Annotated in this window: 17 protein-coding genes; 3 read left to right on the top strand and 14 right to left on the bottom strand. The window is 47.8% G+C overall.

Annotated features, from left to right (window positions below; translation table 11 throughout):
• Window positions 1–108 precede the first annotated feature (108 nt).
• The 7 genes from ACE04G_RS04310 to ACE04G_RS04280 all read right to left on the bottom strand — a co-directional run bounded on the left by ACE04G_RS04310 (window position 109) and on the right by ACE04G_RS04280 (window position 7,980).
• Complete coding sequence (locus ACE04G_RS04310; RefSeq protein WP_152682962.1) at window positions 109–1,173, bottom strand: pectinesterase family protein; 1,065 nt, start codon at window positions 1,171–1,173, stop codon at window positions 109–111.
• Complete coding sequence (locus ACE04G_RS04305; RefSeq protein ID WP_449003659.1) at window positions 1,170–2,282, bottom strand: glycoside hydrolase family 88/105 protein; 1,113 nt, start codon at window positions 2,280–2,282, stop codon at window positions 1,170–1,172. The genes ACE04G_RS04310 and ACE04G_RS04305 overlap by 4 nt, the downstream gene beginning before the upstream one ends.
• Window positions 2,283–2,308: 26 nt before the next feature.
• Complete coding sequence (locus ACE04G_RS04300) at window positions 2,309–3,286, bottom strand: LacI family DNA-binding transcriptional regulator (protein ID WP_449003658.1); 978 nt, start codon at window positions 3,284–3,286, stop codon at window positions 2,309–2,311.
• Window positions 3,287–3,326: 40 nt separating this feature from the next.
• Window positions 3,327–4,922, bottom strand: coding sequence for an extracellular solute-binding protein (locus ACE04G_RS04295; protein WP_449003657.1), 1,596 nt, complete (start codon window positions 4,920–4,922; stop codon window positions 3,327–3,329).
• 68 nt (window positions 4,923–4,990) lie between these two features.
• On the bottom strand, window positions 4,991–5,872 hold the full coding sequence (locus ACE04G_RS04290) for a carbohydrate ABC transporter permease (RefSeq protein WP_036612222.1): 882 nt from the start codon (window positions 5,870–5,872) through the stop codon (window positions 4,991–4,993).
• A 29-nt stretch (window positions 5,873–5,901) separates the two neighbouring features.
• Window positions 5,902–6,807 (bottom strand): ABC transporter permease, encoded by a 906-nt coding sequence (locus ACE04G_RS04285; RefSeq protein WP_047841090.1) that lies wholly within the window; start codon window positions 6,805–6,807, stop codon window positions 5,902–5,904.
• Between the two features lie 369 nt (window positions 6,808–7,176).
• A complete protein-coding gene (locus tag ACE04G_RS04280; protein ID WP_449003656.1) occupies window positions 7,177–7,980 on the bottom strand; it encodes a helix-turn-helix domain-containing protein in 804 nt (267 codons plus the stop codon).
• Between the two features lie 117 nt (window positions 7,981–8,097).
• Between ACE04G_RS04280 and ACE04G_RS04275 the strand changes: the two genes are divergently transcribed.
• Window positions 8,098–9,321 (top strand): MFS transporter, encoded by a 1,224-nt coding sequence (locus ACE04G_RS04275; protein WP_449003655.1) that lies wholly within the window; start codon window positions 8,098–8,100, stop codon window positions 9,319–9,321.
• Between the two features lie 78 nt (window positions 9,322–9,399).
• Window positions 9,400–10,182, top strand: a complete 783-nt coding sequence (locus tag ACE04G_RS04270; protein ID WP_237177967.1) for an ABC transporter ATP-binding protein — start codon at window positions 9,400–9,402, stop codon at window positions 10,180–10,182.
• Between the two features lie 199 nt (window positions 10,183–10,381).
• Here ACE04G_RS04270 and ACE04G_RS04265 read toward each other — a convergent pair whose 3' ends face one another.
• The 5 genes from ACE04G_RS04265 to ACE04G_RS04245 all read right to left on the bottom strand — a co-directional run bounded on the left by ACE04G_RS04265 (window position 10,382) and on the right by ACE04G_RS04245 (window position 15,447).
• On the bottom strand, window positions 10,382–11,110 hold the full coding sequence (locus ACE04G_RS04265; protein ID WP_449003654.1) for a class I SAM-dependent methyltransferase: 729 nt from the start codon (window positions 11,108–11,110) through the stop codon (window positions 10,382–10,384).
• Between the two features lie 154 nt (window positions 11,111–11,264).
• Entirely contained in the window at window positions 11,265–12,560 is a 1,296-nt protein-coding gene (locus ACE04G_RS04260; protein ID WP_449003653.1) for a glycosyltransferase family 2 protein, read from the bottom strand.
• Between the two features lie 155 nt (window positions 12,561–12,715).
• Window positions 12,716–13,591, bottom strand: coding sequence for a diguanylate cyclase domain-containing protein (locus tag ACE04G_RS04255; protein ID WP_449003652.1), 876 nt, complete (start codon window positions 13,589–13,591; stop codon window positions 12,716–12,718).
• Between the two features lie 129 nt (window positions 13,592–13,720).
• A complete protein-coding gene (locus ACE04G_RS04250; RefSeq protein WP_449003651.1) occupies window positions 13,721–14,830 on the bottom strand; it encodes a glycosyl hydrolase family 8 in 1,110 nt (369 codons plus the stop codon).
• 101 nt (window positions 14,831–14,931) lie between these two features.
• Entirely contained in the window at window positions 14,932–15,447 is a 516-nt protein-coding gene (locus tag ACE04G_RS04245) for a MarR family winged helix-turn-helix transcriptional regulator (RefSeq protein WP_449003650.1), read from the bottom strand.
• A 110-nt stretch (window positions 15,448–15,557) separates the two neighbouring features.
• Between ACE04G_RS04245 and ACE04G_RS04240 the strand changes: the two genes are divergently transcribed.
• Window positions 15,558–15,998 carry a GNAT family N-acetyltransferase gene (locus tag ACE04G_RS04240; RefSeq protein WP_221820041.1) on the top strand — a complete coding sequence of 147 codons (441 nt, stop codon included), beginning with the start codon at window positions 15,558–15,560 and terminating at the stop codon, window positions 15,996–15,998.
• A 171-nt stretch (window positions 15,999–16,169) separates the two neighbouring features.
• Here ACE04G_RS04240 and rlmN read toward each other — a convergent pair whose 3' ends face one another.
• Together rlmN and ACE04G_RS04230 are read right to left on the bottom strand one after the other, a co-directional pair.
• Window positions 16,170–17,264, bottom strand: coding sequence for a dual-specificity RNA methyltransferase RlmN (gene rlmN / locus ACE04G_RS04235; RefSeq protein WP_221820042.1), 1,095 nt, complete (start codon window positions 17,262–17,264; stop codon window positions 16,170–16,172).
• Window positions 17,265–17,441: 177 nt separating this feature from the next.
• On the bottom strand, window positions 17,442–18,797 hold the full coding sequence (locus tag ACE04G_RS04230; RefSeq protein ID WP_221820043.1) for a sodium-dependent transporter: 1,356 nt from the start codon (window positions 18,795–18,797) through the stop codon (window positions 17,442–17,444).
• Window positions 18,798–18,887: the final 90 nt, after the last annotated feature.

Genomic DNA, 18,887 nt, shown 5'->3' with positions numbered 1-18,887 from the left:
TTGGGGGCGAAAAATGTAATATAGCGCACAAAAAAGGTTTTCGTTCAAGTCCTTAGGAGACTTGAACGAAAACCTATGTTAGATATTGCGCAGAGAAGAGGGCATATCTTACTGCCGCTGCTCCCCTCTCACTTCCAAAGGCTGCCATCCATCCACGCCGGACAGAATCAGAGGTACAGTGTACTCGGCCGCTTCCTGTTCGGTCAGTATTTTGGCCCAAGGCACACGATCAGCAGCACATCCGGCACCAGGCCCGGCGCTGTTATATTCCGCATACTGAACGGTCTGCTCTGCATCTGTCTTGTTCCAGTTGTGCCATCCCTCCCGCTTCACATGAGCGCCGATCCAGCAGTTCAGAAAACAGACTTTGGCATGATGACGCCACGGTCTGCCCAGATACACCGACTGCGGCGGAGCATTGCTGGTCAGATCACAGTCCAGAAACACATAGCCGTAACGCACATCCTCCGGCGTAGAGGCTGCGGTAATCCAACCGTTCACTTGTCCATCCGCAGCCTCCGCTTCAGTCAGGCGATTCTTCGTAAAGATCTCGCAGCCCTTAAACACCACCGTAGCCGAACCAAAAATAAAATCGATATCACCTTCGATGTAACAGTCCTCGAAATACTGCCGCAGTTTGCGCCGCTCGGCACCGTCGCGTGGCCCACCAAAATAACTGCGATCCATGGGCTGCTCAGGCAGCGGGCCGGTGAAGATCGTATCCTGGTGACCGATCAAACGACAGCGGCGAAAGACCGCCCGGTCTCCATCCACATAAACGGCCAGGGCCTGACCAACCTGCTTGCCCGGCCCGGCAGCATTTACGAAGGAAATCCCCTCTGCCGTGAAATCATCGGCACCAATGAAAGCCGTATAGGAATGAAACGTATGATATGGCGAACCATCCGGGAACTTCTTGAGTGCATGATCATCATACGTAATGATCGTCTGCTCCGCCCCCTCACCAATCAGGTGGATGCCCGGCTTCTCCATATGCAGCTTCTCATGATAGACACCAGCCTTCACTCGAATTGGAACGATTCCGATGCCATTCTCCGGCAACGCATCAACTGCGGCCTGAATCGTCACATAATCCCCTGTCCCATCTGAAGCAACAGTCAGACAGGGAGCTGATGATTCCAATGCTGTATTTGGCAATCTCTGCTGCGTCATGGCAGTCGCTCCATTTCCAGTGCTGCCAGCAGAAGCGGAGCCACACCCATAAAGGAATCGCTTACAACCGCTTCGGTTACATAGTAGTTGTACGAGCCATCCCGATCCAGGCTTAGTCCTGCGCCATGACAGATCCCGTTTAACCGAACGCCGTCAGCCGTCTCCTCCACCAATCTGGAGGACAGTCCTTGCCATCCCTTCTCCGCCGTAGCTCTGAAATGTGGCTCCAGATACCTTAAGCGCACACCCTTCGCAAGTGCATATACAAACATGCTTGATCCGGATGCTTCCAGATAGTTGCCTTTGCGGAAGCCCTGATCCAGTACCTGGAACCATAACCCGCTCTCCTGCTCCTGCACGCGCACCAAAGCATGGCACATCCGTTCGAAGATACCGATGATGGTTCCGCGCTTTGGATGATTCACAGGGAAATGCTCCACGCTGTCTACAATCGCCATGGCATACCAGCCCATCGCCCGGCTCCAGAAATGTGGGGAGCAACCTGTCGATGAATCTGCCCAGACCTGCTCCTTCGATTCATCCCAGCCATGATAGAGCAGTCCGGTCCGCGGATCACGGGTCTGGCGTTCGACCAGCAAAATCTGATGCGCCACTTCATCCCATAACTCGGGATGATGAAATGTCTTCGCATACTCGGACAGAAAGGGAGAGGACATATACAGGCCGTCCAGCCACATCTGGAATGGATAGATTTTTTTGTGCCAGAAACCGCCTTCTGATGTTCGGGGTTGCCCTGCAAGTTGTGCTGCCAAGAGATGCGCCGCTTCTGCGTAACGCTTATCTTCAGCACCATCCAGTAATGCAAACAGGTTTTTCCCCTGATTAATCTGATCCAGATTATATTCTTCCAAAGTATAGGTGCCGATAGAGCCGTCGGGCTGGATATACAGGTCCATATGTTTTTTCATAAAATCAACATACTCTTGCTTGCCATAATACTGCCCGGTTCGTGCCATCGCCATCAAGGTCATGCCTTCCACGTATGCCCATCGTCCCGAAGGGAACGCATGATAACCGTCCCCGTCACATTGCTGGATGATCGTTGCTGCAATTCGCTCAGACCAGGATAACTGTGTCTGTACCTGCATAAGCAATTCCTCCTTGAATGTTGTACTCACCTAATACATGTATGACTAACTGCTGTTGAATTGCGAAGGTTCAGCTTGGGCTGAATAACTACCGGAACGTCGACCTGTTCATCACGGATTAACGATACAATCAGCTCTGCTGCCTGCACGGCCAGTTCATCCAGAGACGGGCCAATCGTCGTCAAAGCCACTTCGGCATATTGCATATCCGGTAGATCATCATACCCGATTAACGAGATATCGCGTGGAACGCTGTAACCTGCCTCAAGTAAAGCCCGGAGCGCACCTCGGGTGACCAGGTTGTTCAGTCCAATAAAAGCTGTCGGCGAATCCGGCCCAAACGCATGATTACGTATGGCAAAATACCCGTCTTCCCAGGAGGAATACGCTGGCAGCACATGGTCTTCGTTAAAAGCCAGACCCGTACGCTGCAACGCTTCCCGGTATCCCTCCAGCTTGACATGCTGGGAGTTTCCGATGAATCCGATTCGGCGGTGGCCCAGCGATTTCAGATGCTCCACTGCTTTGAACAGCCCTTCTTTGCGGTCAATCTTGATGTAAGGAGAGTTCGGCGCTTCATCTGTACCCAGCACAAAACATGGCATGTTGAGTGTTGCGAACTTTTTCCAGAACATCTCCCGATTGTCCAGTGCATAGTCCCACAGAATACATCCGTCCACGCGCAGCTGGCTGAAGACATCCACGCCATCATCCGCCACAACCAGGATCATCTGATATCCCCGCTTCTTCAGCTCGGTGTGCAGACGTCCGGAGATGTTCGAGAATAACGGATTGCTCAGCTCATCCAGTACAAAACCGATGATGTTGCTTCTGCCGGTGGAGAGCTGCCGGGCCAGCATGTTTTTCCGATATTGATGTTTCTCCGCGACCGCAAGCACCTTCTGCTTTGTTGCCGGTTTGATCGCGGGATCATCATTCAGCGCCTTCGATACCGTGCTATAGCTCACCCCCGCCAGTTTGGCAATGTCTTTAATGGTTATCAAAATCAATCAACACCTCTCATACGCCTGAAACCCTAATTTTCTATTTCTGTGCAGCCTTATAACGATCATATTGTGCCTGTCTGCCCGCAATAACCTGCTCTATATTCATCTTCTTCAACGTCTCAATATAACTGTCAAACTGGCCCAGACTGGCGTCCCCGCTAATAAACTTAAAGTTCATCTCTTCCACATATGTGGTGATGTCAGGCATCGCCATGCTTTCCACACTCGCTTCATCCGGCAGGGCATAGACAAACGGGAACGGTTCGCGCACATACGGCTCCAGTTCCTTATCCATTTTTGCATGCCAAGGGGCTACGACGGAATCAGCAGAATCGGTGGATTGGATGTTCGGCAGATTCACCGGACCAATGCCCAGCTTCTGAATGTATTCATTGTCCTTGCCTTTGTCCGTGAATGTCTTCACTCCATTCTCTTCCGTATACGTGTCATCCTTGATGCCCCACGTATAATACGTCTGTGCTTCCTCACTTACGGCATAGTCCAGGAAGCGGAAAGCAAGTTCGGGATTTTTACTATCGCGTGTAATGCCAAAGATGCCACTCACTGGTGTACGTCCTACATAGAACTGATCCCCATGCGGTCCTTTCAGTGGTAAAATGCCTTTGATGATTGGCTCTTCCGGATTGTAATCCTTGAACAACGGACTGTAGACCATCGACATATACCAGCTAAAATTAAACGTTGCGCCCGTCACATCCTGAGAGATGCGCGACGTAACCTGATCACTCGTTGTACTCGCATAATCCACCCCAAGCAGACCTTCCTTGTAGAGTCCGTTCAGATAGGTCAAGTACTCCTTGTAGGCAGGCTCATAATAGCTGAAATGCACCTTGCCCTGATCGTCTGCATAAAACTGATTGGACAGATCAAGTCCAAATGCCGGGCCAAAGGCCATGGACACAAATTTTGCTTCCATGGACAGTGGAATCTCATCGGCTTTTCCGTTGCCGTTCGGGTCATCTGTCTTGAACTTGCGCAGCATCGCCGTGAATTCATCCAGCGTGGTCGGCTCGCTTAATCCCAACTTATCAAGCCAGCGCACATTAACCATAAATACCGGCATGTAGTTGCGGGTTAACGTCTGCTGCGGGATATAATACATTTTACCATCTGGCGTTGTTAAACTGGCTTTGACCGAAGGCGACTTTTCATATATTTTTTTGAGATTCACGCCGTATTTCTCTACCAGTTCATTAATCGGAATGAATAGACCGCTGTTAATGTACTTCATCAGCTGATCCTGATCCGGCAGGTACACGATATCGGGCAAGCCGGTACCAGCAGCCAGCCTCGGATTGACGGCATCCGCATAGTTCTGCGGCGGAATCAGATCCCAATCCACCGTCACACCAGCGTTGCTCTCAATTTTCTTCACGATGGCTGCGGTGGACAAGTCCACATTGGTCGTCCAAGCGTTGGTGCCGAGAATAGACAACTTGGCATCCGGTTGATCCGTCACCGGCCCTGCTCCGGTATAATTGAAGGCTGGCTCCGAACTGGACGGGGTGCTCCCCGCATCGGTTCCCGCCCCTGTTCCACCGCTACATCCCACCAGGCTGATTGCCAGTATCGCTGCGATTACACTTTTTCTTCCTGCCCCTTTAAATCTCATCCATCATTCCTCCTTGGTATGAACCATTTTGAACTCCCTTGAATGACATGACACTTAAGTAAGTAAAGCTATCCTTTCACGGCTCCGAGGGTAATCCCCTTAACGAAGTACCGTTGGATAAACGGGTAGATCGTAACAATAGGCAGAATGCTGACCACAATGGATACATAACGAACCTGAAGGGAAGAGACCGCCAGCGCACCGGATGTCATCGTACCGCCCATCTTCTGCATCACTTCCGGCGAAGCCATGATCAGCACTCTTCGCAGGAACATCTGTAAGGGTTGCATATCCTGTTTGCCCAGATATAATAGGGCCGTGAAAAAGTTGTTCCAGTGGAATACCGCATAGTACAGCGTGAGCACAGCCAGTGTTGGCTTGATGATGGGAACCGCCAGACGATACAGCATCGTCATCTCGTTGGCCCCGTCTATACTGGCACTTTCGAATATTTCATTCGGAATACCTTCGAACGCTGAGCGGCAGATCATGACGTTAAACGTAATCACCAGCACAGGCAGCACCATAACCCAGCGGGTGTTGTACAGCCCAAGCGAGGTAATCAGCATGTAGACCGGAATGAGTCCACCCGAGAAATACATGGTAAAGGCGATGAAGAAATTCAGCTTGCGGCGTAAGAAAAACTGCTGTCTGGATAATGGGAACGCGGCAAGACATGTTGCCACAATGTTCAATAGTGTGCCTACCACGGTGTACCAGAGGGTGTTATAGAACGAAACCCACAACTCCTTGTATTGCAGTACCATTTGGTAACCTGACAGGGTAAATCCAACGGGCCACAATACAACTTTTTGTTTGTCGATGGCATCCACTGAGCTGAATGAAATACTAATGACGTACAGAAAGGGATACAACGTGACAACAACCGCCAGTATGGTCAGCAGGTAGACACATCCGTAGAACAAACGGTCACTTCTCGATTTTTGCATACAGGTCTCCTTTGGTCCGGGTTATAGTCTTACCAGAGTGACATCTTGGTCAGGCGTCGGGTCATGGAATTGGCTGCAAAAACAAGGATAAAGGTGATAATGGAGTTGAACAAACCCACTGCTGTGGCAAAACCGTAATTCTGTCCCTCAATCCCCATCCGGTATACATAGGTGGACAAGACATCAGCCGTTTCGTAGGTGGCTCCGTTGTAGAGCAGATATACTTTCTCGAAACCTACACTCATAATGCCGCCAAGCGACAGAAGCAGAAGAATGACAATGGTTGGTTTGATACTGGGAAGGGTCAGGTGCCATAACTCCTGGAATTTGTTGACGCCATCAATTTTGCCGGAATCATACATCTCGGGGTCGATCCCCATAATGGCTGCAATGTAGATGATGGAGCTGAAGCCAAAGCTCTGCCAGATGTCGGAACTCGTGAAGATGGTACGGAACCAGCTCGCATCCATCATGAAGTTCACTTTTTCCATGCCAAGACTCGCGATGAGGGTGTTCACAATACCGTCTGTTGGTGACAGGAAGTTAATAATCATGCCGGCTACAACAACAGTGGAGATGAAGTGAGGAAGGTACGTAACGGTCTGGGCAAATCGTTTGAATGTCCGGTTCTTGATCTCCACGATGCAGACAGCGAATAAAATCGGAATGGAGAAGCCGAACAAGAGTGGCAGGAAGGCAAGCAAAAATGTGTTACGCAGCAGTCGCCAGAAGTAAATGGAATTCACGAATTGTTCGAACCAGCGCAGTCCCACCCACTCCCCGCTGAGCATGCCCTGCCCCGGCAAGAAATTACGAAATGCCAATAACACGCCAGGCATCGGAAGGTACATGAAGATGAGGTAATACAGAAAGATAGGCGAAAACATCAGTAGCAAATACTTATCCCGTCTGATCAGGCTGAACAGTGTGGACATGCGTTTTTTCAACGTGAAACACTCCCCTTCGCTACATAATTACAACGTTTGAATTTTTGAATAAAAAGGAACTGTCATTCCACTGACGTATTTGTTATTTATCTCATTCACATTTTGTAATAACCTATACTAATCTGCGTAATAACGAGATAACTAATTTGAAATAGTCCTCCTTACACCGTATTTCTTTCTTTTAAACACTTGCCATAGCCATAATTACAACGTTGTAATTTTAATTTAAATGTATACGCTTACATAAACTTTTTCCCATCTTAGCAAAGTCTTCAATGTTTGGCAACAACAAAAATCAGTGACATGCTGTAACGTACTAAAATACAGTCTCGCATACGCGAGACTGCCCGTTAAAATCTAAATGTGATTCCGATATTCCATCGGTGTCATCACATACACTCGCTGAAAGGCTCTGTAAAACTGACTGACGCTGGAAAATCCCAGTTCATAACTGATTGTGGTCACTGAATCCGTTGTATGGCGGAGCCTCCTGGACGCTTCTTCTACGCGCAAATTCAGCAGATATTGATACGGTGTTGTTCCCGTAATAGCCTTGAAAGAACGCATAAAATGATACCGGCTCTGATGCGCGACCATCGCCATCGAATCAATATCCATTGGACCTGTGTAGGCACTGTGAATGTAATCCAGCACTCGTTGGAGATGAGGATCAATGAATGTACCGGGATTTACAGTCCTTTTTCCATTTTCCTGCCCCGTCAACATACGCCTTAGATACGTTTCAACCGCCAGTTCTGTTTCCTGCACTTGCAGCATTTCGGGCACATCATCTAACAAAATGGAATTCCAGCCTCGAAACAGACTGCTGATCTCAGCAGGATCAAATGTCTGGGTAGGTCGAAACTCAGCTCGTCCCCCACTTAATTCCGCACCTTCGAAACTACCTAATGGCGGTTTACGGAACTTGATCACAATGACAGCCGAATCCGACCCTATCTCAAAATAATGCTCAGTCTGGGGATGAGCAATAATCCCTATGCCTGCTCTTAGCGGGTATGCATGCCGTTCCTGTACCAGATGACATTGACCTCTGACCGGTAGCGTTAGCTGATACCAGTCGTCATGTACATGCGGCTCATTCGCGAATCCTCCAGTAGCTTTCCATAATTCCAACCCATTTAGCGTCATGTTTAATTCCATCGTTTGCTCACCTGCTGACATTATAGCAAATCGTGCTCACTTTCCAAGCACTTTTCACAAAGACATGATCTGCCCCCATCTTTTATCATTGAAAAAAATAATTCGAGGTGATCTCCCATGGCTCAGGCCACTTTAAGCAAAATGCAAATCAACTCCTCCGCCAATTGGGCACTTGCCGGAGTCAGCTTCGCCCATCTGCTGAATGATGCGATGCAGACAGTTGTTCCGTCTGCTTTCCCACTATTCCAGCAGACCATGCAGCTCAGTTTCGCCCAGATGGGCTGGATTGCCTTCACCCTGAATATTACCGCATCCGTCCTCCAGCCACTGGTCGGTTATATGTCAGACCGCAAGCCCATGCCAATCCTGCTTCCCGGAGGCATGTTATTCTCCCTGATCGGTGTTCTCGGCTTAGCCTTGTCTTCCGAGTTATGGATGCTGCTTGTTTCGGCAGCATTGATTGGCATAGGCTCATCCATCCTCCATCCCGAATCCTCACGTGTGGCCCATATGGCAGCCGGACGAGGACGCGGAATGGCGCAGTCGATCTTCCAGGTGGGAGGCAACACAGGACAGGCTATTGCTCCATTACTGGTCGCCTTCATCCTGCTGCCACATGGACAGCGAAGTTTTCTATGGCTGATGGGCTTTGCCCTGATCGGCATCTTCATTCAGTCTATGGTCAGTCGTTGGTACAGAGACAAGCTTGCCGAGACTCGCATTCGTCAGCAACGCCCTCTAAAATCAAGTGGCGTAGAGCCAGCAGCTCGACCTGTGAGCAGGGGATTCATCGCTTTTACAATGGGAATTCTCATCCTGCTGCTGTTCTCCAAATTCGTATATATTGCAGGCATGACCGGGTACTACGCCTTCTATTATGCCGATGCATATGACTTGCCGCTCTCCCAGGCACAGATCTGTCTATTTGTTCTGCAATTTGCAGGCATGGTCGGAACCTTGCTCGGTGGCCCGCTCGCTGATCGCTATGGACGCAAACCGATGATCTGGTTCTCCATAGCAGGCACTGCACCGTTCTCACTCTTGCTACCTTATGCAGGACCCGTCTTATCCATGGTCTTGTGCGGAATGATTGGACTCATCCTGATGTCCGGCTTCAGCGTTATCATTGTTTATGCACAGGAATTGCTTCCTCGTCATATTGGAACGGTATCCGGTTTATTTTTTGGCCTGTCGTTTGGCATGGCTGGACTTGGCTCGGTTGTGTTAGGTTCCTTAATTGACGTGACCAGCATTTCGTTTGTTATCAAGTTATGTTCGTTTTTGCCACTGCTTGGTGTGTGTGCTGTATTTCTGCGCAAGGACCAACCAAGAACAGTGTGATAACCGTTGAAACCTCACTGATTTTGTGACTACAATACACCTAGGACACTCGAGGATAACAGAAGGAAGGAATAACGCATGATTATTGATGTACAGCATGTCACTTGGAAAAGGGGACCCCTTACCCTGCTGAACGATGTGAGCTGGCAGGTGAATGACGGTGAGCACTGGGCATTGCTTGGCCTGAATGGCTCCGGCAAAACAACACTCCTGAACATGATCACCGGATATCTCTGGCCGACTGAAGGCAAGATATCCGTGCTAGGCCATGAATATGGTGATGTGGATCTGCGACAACTTCGCAAATCCATCGGCTGGGTCAGTTCATCTCTGCAAGAGAAATTGCACGGTACAGACCGCACGCAGTATGTGGTGATCAGCGGTAAACACGCCACCATTGGCTTGTATGACAAGCTGTCAGATGATGATCTGGAACAGGCACAGGAATTGATGCAAACGCTGGGCTGTCAGCACCTGTGGGATCGCGAATATCGTACCTGTTCTCAAGGGGAGAAACAGAAACTTCTCATTGCCCGAGCACTTATGGCCAATCCACGCGTACTTATTCTGGACGAGCCTTGCAATGGACTGGATCTGTTCTCAAGAGAACGACTGCTGGAGAGTATTCGTGAATTGTCCCAGCGACCCGATACCCCTTCGCTCATCTATGTCACCCATCACACGGAGGAAATATTGTCCGTCTTTAGTCACAGCCTTTTGCTGCGCCGAGGTGAAGTTGTCAGTAGCGGATTAACTGGCGATCTGATGAACACAGAAGTGCTGAGCAACTTCTTCGAGGCACCTGTGGAAGTGGATCGACATGGTGAACGTGTCTATGTCAGAGCTGCGGCGGATTCATAATAACGGGGTTATACACAGCAAACGTAACATAGGTGTAGAAACATAACAGTAAAAAGCCCAATATCTTATCCACATGTGGATAGATTTTGGGCCTTTTACTCCTATATCTAGTGTTATCCACCGTTTTCTGTGTAGAACTTTCTAATTTATGAGTATAACTTTACGGTTCATCTATTTATCTATACGTTTTACCACTATCCTATTTCCGGGCACCTAGAAACAGAAACAATGGAATACGCTGCCTGCGTAGATAGGTTTCCTCGTTTACAAAATAGGCACGTTGTGGTGCTGACTCGCGCAAATGTTCTACACGGAATCCTGCCCGCTGCAACGCCATATAGTATGATTCAATGGAACGATGCATCTTTTTCACAGAACCGCCCAGCCACTGCTGCTCCCGATATCCTTCCACAAAATACTGATCAACCACCCAATCCGTTCGTGTCCCGGAGGGTTGCAGTGTAGACGTGATCACAGGATGTTCTACCGAGAATACAAATGTCCCGTTCTCTTTCAACGTATTGTATATGTTGCGGAACAGGCTCTCCACATCTTCAATATAGTGAACAGCCAGTCTCGATATAACCAGATCGTACACTCCGTCCGGATAGGTCCAGTCTTCCATGAACGCTTGCTCAATCCGCGCATTCAATCCTTTTACTGATGCATTAGCTGCCTGAATCATATTCACAGAACCTTCAATTCCCGTATATATTGTATCTTCACTCTCCATACTCAGCAATTCTGCCGCGAACCTTGCATCTCCACAACCAAGGTCCAGAATATTCTTGCCAGCAACGTCTCCGATCAACTCCAGCATCACCGGCTTCTCCAATGTATCATTGGCGTTCTCCTGCCACTTGCGACGTTCCATGTACTTTTCGAAGTTCGCCTCATTATCGTAAAAATCCGATCCTCTGCCCTTCATTCTGTGACCCTCCATTTCGGATAAGCATGCTTCCTATTTACAGCCTGTAAGAGTATACAGAATATGGATGTGTCTGACTATAACAAAAAAAGGCTGTTGTCTGGAGTTGTCCAGTAACAGCCTTTCTGCCTTACACTTCTACAATTTTCGCCGCCTAGCCAAAACGTTCTGTTTTGTACCATTTGCTTTCGCGTTTCCGAATCTTGTCCATGATCAAGGAGTAGAAAGCCTTGATCGAGATCAGGATGAACAGCTGTGCATACGTGAAATAGGATACGCAGGCATAGATGAAATTACGAGTATTGCTCTGTCCAATATCTGCGGCTAGTGCCAGATTGATCTGTAACACGTAAATAAAGTACATAAGTGCCCAACCAATGACCAGGAACACATACGCATCGCCGGCAAACTGGAACGGTGAACTTACCTCTGGTTTAAATATGGCAATGACCCGATAAACCAGATTCACGAGAAATATAATATCCGATACAATGATCGCAAGCATAAACCAGAAATAACTGACGGCATAATAGATAACCAGCAACTTATTACGCCAACTGGAACGATTAAACAGGTTATGGATATTATCCAGTACCACCTGGTAGTTCCCCTTGGCCCAGCGTTCGCGCTGCTTCATGTATACACTCAGCTGTTCCGGTTCCTGCTGATAGGCTTCCGCTTGCGGCGCAAGAGCCACAAACTGTCCGCGATTCAAAATCTCGAATGATAGCGCCGTATCTTCTGTAATGGCTGTCACATCCCAGCCGCCAATCTCCCGGATCAACTCCGTTTTGATAATGTAATTCGTTCCCGGGATGGAACCAAGCTGGAACAATTCCCATAGCCCTGTGTGATACACACGTTGCGAAGTAATAATCTCCAGGTTGATGCATTTGGAGAGGAAATTCTGTCCTCTGTTGCGTGCTTTGTTTCTGCCAAAAACCACACCATATTGTTCAGGGTTCTCAAGCGATTTTTGGGTCAAAAACATTAATGAATTACGTTCAGGTGCGGCATCTGCATCGAAGATACAGATCCAATCGCCCGTGGCTATGTCCAGTCCGTCATTTAATGCCCCGGACTTGCCACCGGTTCCTTTTCGCTCCATTACCGTCACATTACGATGCATATAGCTGGTCTGACTGAGGAATGATCTCAACTTCTCTGCGGTATCATCTGTACAGTTATCCGCGATCACAATGACCTGAACTTTATCCTCCGGATAATTCAGGCGCAGGATGTGCTCTACCGTCGCAACAATGACCAGACCCTCGTTATGCGCAGGTACCATGACCGTGACTGTTGGATAATGATCCATATCTTCAGGGATTTGAATCCCTTTTTTGTCCTGTTTATTAATAAAACGAATCGCACCTGCCATAATAACAATCGACTCGAATACGGCAATCCAGATACTAAATATGGATAATATTAATATAAAATCAGCCACTTACTTTCCTCCGATCATACTTGCGAATAACTTTCGACCGAAAGCGAAGGGTTGCAATTGTTAACCAAATCGTGAATACCGCAAATAAAGAACTGACGGCGATACAGATCGGGATGAACCAGGACATATAGTCCACAGCGCCTCTCTCCTTCCCGTTATATATATTCTCCGATGAGATCGGTCTCTGTGTTTCGTTCAAGGGCAGCAATAACCGCGTCAATGTCCTCGTACTTGCTGAATTGCTCCTTTTGGAATACCAGAGCACCAGAGCGTATCACCGTCTGCAGTTCATTTCCCTTTTTATCAATAATATGAAGATCCATGATGGCTTTTTTGATCCGCTGTGTAAGAAGTGGAAGGTATTCCACATTCACCATTGGACATAAGATGACAAAACGCCCACGATCCACGAAAAATTTATAATCCTCATACCGAATCTGCTTCTGGATCGTACCCGAGATTTCAAGCAGGAATTGTGCATACCGGACTGAACCAAGGGATTCCATCACCAGTGGCAAGAATTCAATCTTGAACATGGCAATGCTGAATCCATACTTTTCGGAGTACCGACGAGCAAGGTTACTGTGTTTAATTAACGTATCTGCCAGAGCTCCCTTATTACCAAGCGTGGTATCCAGATCGATTTCCGGGTTACGATCCTGCATATCCTGAAGACGTTCCACTACACGCGCACTGCGCAGCAGACTTACCTTGATGAACGCAGCCACGGCAACGTTGGCAGGGATGAGCAACCACCAGGAGAATACAAGCACATTTGCATCAGCATAAGTAACAAGCCACACAAAATAAGAAACCAGATATACAAACCCCGCCACGACGGATACACCAACAGGCAGAAAAAGACCGAAAACCAAAGCACCCAGCGACACGATACTAAAAATCATATCCCCTGTAGTGTAGCTCTGATCCATGTACACTTTAAGATAAATCATCAGTTGCTGCATGAGGGCTAGTCCAATTAAAAGGGCATATCCCCACGCAATACGGCGGGTAGGTGCTTTATTTCTCATAGTTCCTTCTCTCCGTTGAATTTATAGAACTCTTGTTCAAACTCATTTCTTTATATATTGCAACAATTTATGACATGTTTAGACAAAGATATGCTAACACATTGCAGAATTCATTAAATGACAAAATCCTTACTTTTTAATATTTTTCTGTAAATTGACTTCTCCCAATAAAGGAAAAAGATTATCAAACAGATGTGTGTTACCGTCAAATACATATCCACCTGGATAACGAGTGTCCTTACCACGCAACGTAGTCATATGGTTATACAACTGTTTGGCCCATTTTGGATCACCTGAACGAACAGCGAGTAAGATGGCGAGGCCATATACCGAGGAAGATTCATAAGAGACGGCAGGTGTGCGTGATTCTCGCTTATACTGTCCGGGTAGCTGATGCCGGGTGTTGAACTCCTTTTTCAAAAAAGAAATGAGCTTGTCCGGTTTGCGGTCGGTCACGGTTAGATGATTCGCCACAATCAACTGGTCGATCAGATTCACCGTATCATCATACGTATATTTTTTATGGACCACATCGAAGGTCTTCGGATAGAACAATCCATCGTCAGGCATCTTCTTCAGCAAAGCTTCGTACTTGGCATAGGTTCCCGGTTCCACCATCTGATGTTTTTCCATCAATTGAAGAGACGGGAGATCAACATAAACCAGGCTTAATGTATCTGTGGAGTGACCACTCGCAAAATCGTGAAAATCCACATAATATCCTTTATTCCGAACCGATTGCGAAAGTGTACGGGATATTTCCGAAGCCGTTTCCAGCTTGGCTTCTCTTCCTTGTTTCCATTGATCTGCTGCCTTTAATAAAGCACCGACAATTCGAAAATCATCGCCAAGCGCGTTGGTAGTCACTTGAGATTCACCTTCGGCATCCAGCTTCCAAGCTATATATTTTTGCGGCATGAGGAAATAGGTGGTCAGCAGGTCATAGCTTTCCTCGAATAACACCTGATCATTCTTGGCTACAGCATATTGCATCCAAAGACCAAGTGATTCAGATAAAGCCTCTCTGCCTGCTACGATGTCCGCTCTCTCTGAGGTAGCATCTTGCAAATAAGTCGCAATTGTACCATTGGGATTAGTCATATGATCTTGAACAAAGGATACCGTAGGGGATGATTCATTCATCACGAACCGCTCCTTCACAAAAATAATTAATGCTGCCGTGATACTGACTGCCAATATGATCCACCACGTTAGCCTTTTCCGGTATAGCCGTTTCATGACTCCCTCCTGTACTGATGCTGCTCTGTCATAATGGCTCTTCTCCTTTAGATAGGTTCGGCTAGAGTCTGGGATGGAGGGGTCAAGGATCGTTCCTCTGTTCATTCCAAAATATCCATGTAGGATCGTCGTCCACCCTTTTTGACAAATTTCCAGTCCACCTCGATATTATGGCGCATTCGACGGAGAAGCATGACCGCTGTCTCGATCTCTTCCTCCGTCAGACCATCCAGAGTCACCTGATCCGAATGCAAGCCCTCTTTACGAATGAATTCCCATGCTTCAAGCCCAGCTTCAGTGGGATATAACACTTTATTCTTCTTATTACCCATTGCTGGCTGTTTAATAATGAATCCATCGGATTCGAGTTTGCTAATAGCTCTGGCCGCCGTCGTGCGATCCACTTTGATCAGTTCAGCAAGCTGATTCGGAATAATGCCCGGATTCTCACAGATTCGATACAGATATAGATATTGTCCACGGGACAGGTTCAGATGCTGAAACTCGACGTTACTGATTGAATCCAGACAGCGGGCAATCATACCAATTTCACGCAGCACTTCTTTTTTCTCAGTCAACACACTCACGCCCCTATAAAATTGTTGCAATCGCAACATAATTGATGGTATAACTACTGTTGAAAAGAACGAGATTCGTTCCACATTCCTGTTATGTACCAGTTTATCACGTCAGGATAACATTACGATCACCCAAAGGAGAAACATTCATGAATACAACGATTGTTGAAGTTAATAATCAGGAATTGCTCGATGCCTGCTTCGCCATTCGCACCGCTATTTTTGTTGAAGAACAAGGCGTACCCGCAGCGGATGAATTCGATGCTTATGATACATTAGACGCGGAGGCGCGCCACATTCTGCTCTACGTAGACGGAGTACCTGCTGCTTCCTCCAGACTGCGCATTGTGGAACAGGTCGCCAAATTGGAACGGATCTGTGTCATGCTCGATTACCGTAAACACGGCCTGGGCCGTGTGCTGATCGACAAGCTGGAGCAGATGGCTGTTGCTGAAGGTCTTGAGAAAGCCAAGCTGCACGCACAGGTACAAGCTTCCGGGTTCTACGAACGTCTTGGATATGCACCCGCGTCGGAAGTATTTATGGAAGACGGCATTCCCCATCTGCTCATGACCAAAAAACTGAAATAATGACATTCCAAAAAACGCCTCCGTTATCACTTCTCAGTGATATTCAGAGGCGTTTTGCATTCAAGCAACGCATTCATGAGTGACTCAACAACGGTAAATGGCACGTACAAAGTATAGGCACTGATTATAATAACCATGCATTCTACTTACTTGCCAGCTCCGTGCTGTGCCTTACCCCATTGCCAGACGGTCTGGCTCGGATTCGGCAGCGTTGTTCTTCATTTGTTTACTACGCAACTGTCCGCAGGCGGCATCGATATCGGTACCGTGTTCCATACGTACAGTCGAGTTGATGTTGTTCTTTTTGAGTGTATCATAGAAGCCCAGAATCGATTCTTCTGTACTCCGTTGATACTGACTGTGCTCATCCACCGGGTTGTATGGGATCAGATTCACACTGACCATACTTCTGCGACTGGACAACAGTTCAGCCAACTCCGCGGCATGCTCACGTTGATCGTTAACATCACGCAGCAGGATGTACTCAAACATGATACGTTTGTTCGTTGTAGCCAAATAATAATCCACCGCATCCATCAATTGCTCAATCGGGAAAGCCCGGTTGATCTTCATGATGTGTGTGCGCAGTTCATTATTCGGTGCATGCAGAGAGATCGCCAGATTAACCTGCAGACTGCTGTCCGCAAATTCCTTGATTTTGTCCGGAAGGCCACTCGTGGATACAGTAATCCGTTTGGCGGCAAGTGCCAGTCCTTTGCGATCTTTAATGACCTCGATGAAATCACTCATGTGCTGGAAGTTATCAAATGGTTCACCAATACCCATCACAACCACGTTGGTTACCCGTTCGTCTTGACCCGCTGCATCCAGATGTCGCTGCACATGCATAATCTGTTCCACAATCTCTCCAGCGGTCAGGTCTCGGCTCTTCTTGATCAGACCGCTCGCACAGAAGCTACAACCAATATTACAGCCCACTTGTGTGGTCACACAAACGGTAAGCCCGTATTTTTGCCGCATCAATACCGTCTCAATCAGGTTGCCATCCTGCATCCGAAGCAGAAATTTCACGGTACCATCTGCTGATTCCTGCTTCACATGTTCGCTCAGAGAGTTCATTGTGAAATGCTCGGAGAGTACATCCAGACATTCCTGACGGACATCAGACATCGCAGGAAAATCATGTACACGCTCTTGATATAACCATTCCCAGATCCGGGATGCACGGGATTTCTTCTGCCCATGCTCCGGCAGCCAGGAACGTAATTGCTCTAATGTTAATCCATATATGGATGACTTGTTCATTGTATAATCCTCTTTTCGCTAAAAAGCTATGGCTTATCGGTCCTACCCAAAAAACCTCTACTCCGTATTGTCCCAAAATTGAAGCGGGAAAACAAGGGCTTTAGCATTTCTTCCAAGAGGTTTTATCTATGGCAAATCTGCACAACAGACAACATTTATACCTATCTGGTCTTCAGTTTAGAAGTGAATGATACCGGAAGTGTGCAGTAGAACCAGCAGAACCAGGATCGGTGCCACGTAACGAAGCATGAACAACCATACCCGGAACCATCCGGAACGCAGTCCTGAAGCTTCCGCAGCCGTTTTCCAGAAGTATCCGGCAAAAATCGTCACAAGCAATCCACCCACAGGCAGCAGGATGTTGGATGCTACAAAGTCCATCCAGTCGAACACACTCTTCGATCCAATGGTCCATTCAGGCAGCAAGCCGAGCGACAATACTGAAGGAAGTCCCACGATGAAGACTGCGAGTGATATCACCCATACTGCACGACTGCGGCTCCAGGACAGACGTTCCATGAAATATTTCACCGGAACTTCCAGCAAGGATACTCCCGAAGTTAATGCGGCAATAGCGAGCAGGATGAAGAAGAGTCCGCCAAACAGGAAGCCAAGCGGCATCGCCGAGAAGGCTGCCGGAAGTGCTATAAAGATGAGTGACGGTCCTTGGTCCGGTGCAATACCAAACGAGAATGTCGTTGGGAAGATGATCAGGCCGGCAATGAATGCATAGAGCAGGTCCCCCGCCCCAACAGCGATGGTGGCCGCTCCGAGTGATTGATTTTTGTCCACATACGAACCATAGGTTATTAGAATACCCATACCGAGTGACAGCGAGAAGAAGGCATGTCCGAGCGCCACCAATGCTGACTCCGTTGTAAGTTGTGAGAAATCAGGATTCAGGAAAAAGGAAACCCCTGCTCCTGCACCAGGTAACGTTACGGCCCGGATCATCAAAACAATGAGCAACACCAGCATGGCGGGAATTAACACTTTGTTAAACTTCTCAATCCCGTTGGATACCCCTTTGGCTACAATCCAGCCTACGATAAGTACCGAGACCAGTTGCCACACGATTGGCATATAACCGCCTACAAAGGAATTGAATTGTCCCGCATAATCCGGATTGTTAAACAATGTTCCACTGAAGGACGTAATCGCATATTGCAAGGTCCAGCCTGCAATAATGACATAAAAAGAAAGGATGATAAAAGGTGTCAGTACTTGCAGCAAACCGGCTGCGAGCCAGCCTTTATGTCCGCCTGCTTTGATAAAAGCAGTTGCAGCACTTCCTCTGCCGCTACGACCAATCGCAAGTTCTGCGAGCAGTACCGGCAGACCAATCAGCAGCAAACAAACGATGAAGAGCAGGAAAAACGCAGCTCCTCCGTTCTCCCCCGTAATGTACGGGAATTTCCACATGTTACCCAGACCAACCGAACTACCAATGGCTGCCAGAATGAATCCGGCGCGAGAGAAGCGCTCACCTTTGCCAGTGTTGTCTTGATCGAGATTAGGCTTACTAAAATTCATCGTATCTACTCCATCACTTTAAAGTTTTCCCGTAATTATATACTACTCACCTTGTCAGGTCATTCGAAATTCGAAATTTGTCGAAATGTT

The sequence above is a fragment of the Paenibacillus sp. AGC31 genome (genome assembly GCF_057334655.1).
This window is presented reverse-complemented; position numbering and strand designations above follow the sequence as displayed.

Coding starts and splice junctions, on each gene's coding strand:
- ACE04G_RS04280 (WP_449003656.1), bottom strand. CDS start 7,980: ATGGAATTAAACATGACGCTAAATGGGTTGGAATTATGGAAAGCTACT.
- ACE04G_RS04270 (WP_237177967.1), top strand. CDS start 9,400: ATGATTATTGATGTACAGCATGTCACTTGGAAAAGGGGACCCCTTACC.
- ACE04G_RS04285 (WP_047841090.1), bottom strand. CDS start 6,807: ATGTCCACACTGTTCAGCCTGATCAGACGGGATAAGTATTTGCTACTG.
- ACE04G_RS04255 (WP_449003652.1), bottom strand. CDS start 13,591: ATGAGAAATAAAGCACCTACCCGCCGTATTGCGTGGGGATATGCCCTT.
- ACE04G_RS04230 (WP_221820043.1), bottom strand. CDS start 18,797: ATGAATTTTAGTAAGCCTAATCTCGATCAAGACAACACTGGCAAAGGT.
- ACE04G_RS04310 (WP_152682962.1), bottom strand. CDS start 1,173: ATGACGCAGCAGAGATTGCCAAATACAGCATTGGAATCATCAGCTCCC.
- ACE04G_RS04250 (WP_449003651.1), bottom strand. CDS start 14,830: ATGAAACGGCTATACCGGAAAAGGCTAACGTGGTGGATCATATTGGCA.
- ACE04G_RS04265 (WP_449003654.1), bottom strand. CDS start 11,110: ATGAAGGGCAGAGGATCGGATTTTTACGATAATGAGGCGAACTTCGAA.
- ACE04G_RS04295 (WP_449003657.1), bottom strand. CDS start 4,922: ATGAGATTTAAAGGGGCAGGAAGAAAAAGTGTAATCGCAGCGATACTG.
- ACE04G_RS04290 (WP_036612222.1), bottom strand. CDS start 5,872: ATGCAAAAATCGAGAAGTGACCGTTTGTTCTACGGATGTGTCTACCTG.
- ACE04G_RS04245 (WP_449003650.1), bottom strand. CDS start 15,447: ATGTTGCGATTGCAACAATTTTATAGGGGCGTGAGTGTGTTGACTGAG.
- ACE04G_RS04275 (WP_449003655.1), top strand. CDS start 8,098: ATGGCTCAGGCCACTTTAAGCAAAATGCAAATCAACTCCTCCGCCAAT.
- ACE04G_RS04240 (WP_221820041.1), top strand. CDS start 15,558: ATGAATACAACGATTGTTGAAGTTAATAATCAGGAATTGCTCGATGCC.
- rlmN (WP_221820042.1), bottom strand. CDS start 17,264: ATGAACAAGTCATCCATATATGGATTAACATTAGAGCAATTACGTTCC.
- ACE04G_RS04305 (WP_449003659.1), bottom strand. CDS start 2,282: ATGCAGGTACAGACACAGTTATCCTGGTCTGAGCGAATTGCAGCAACG.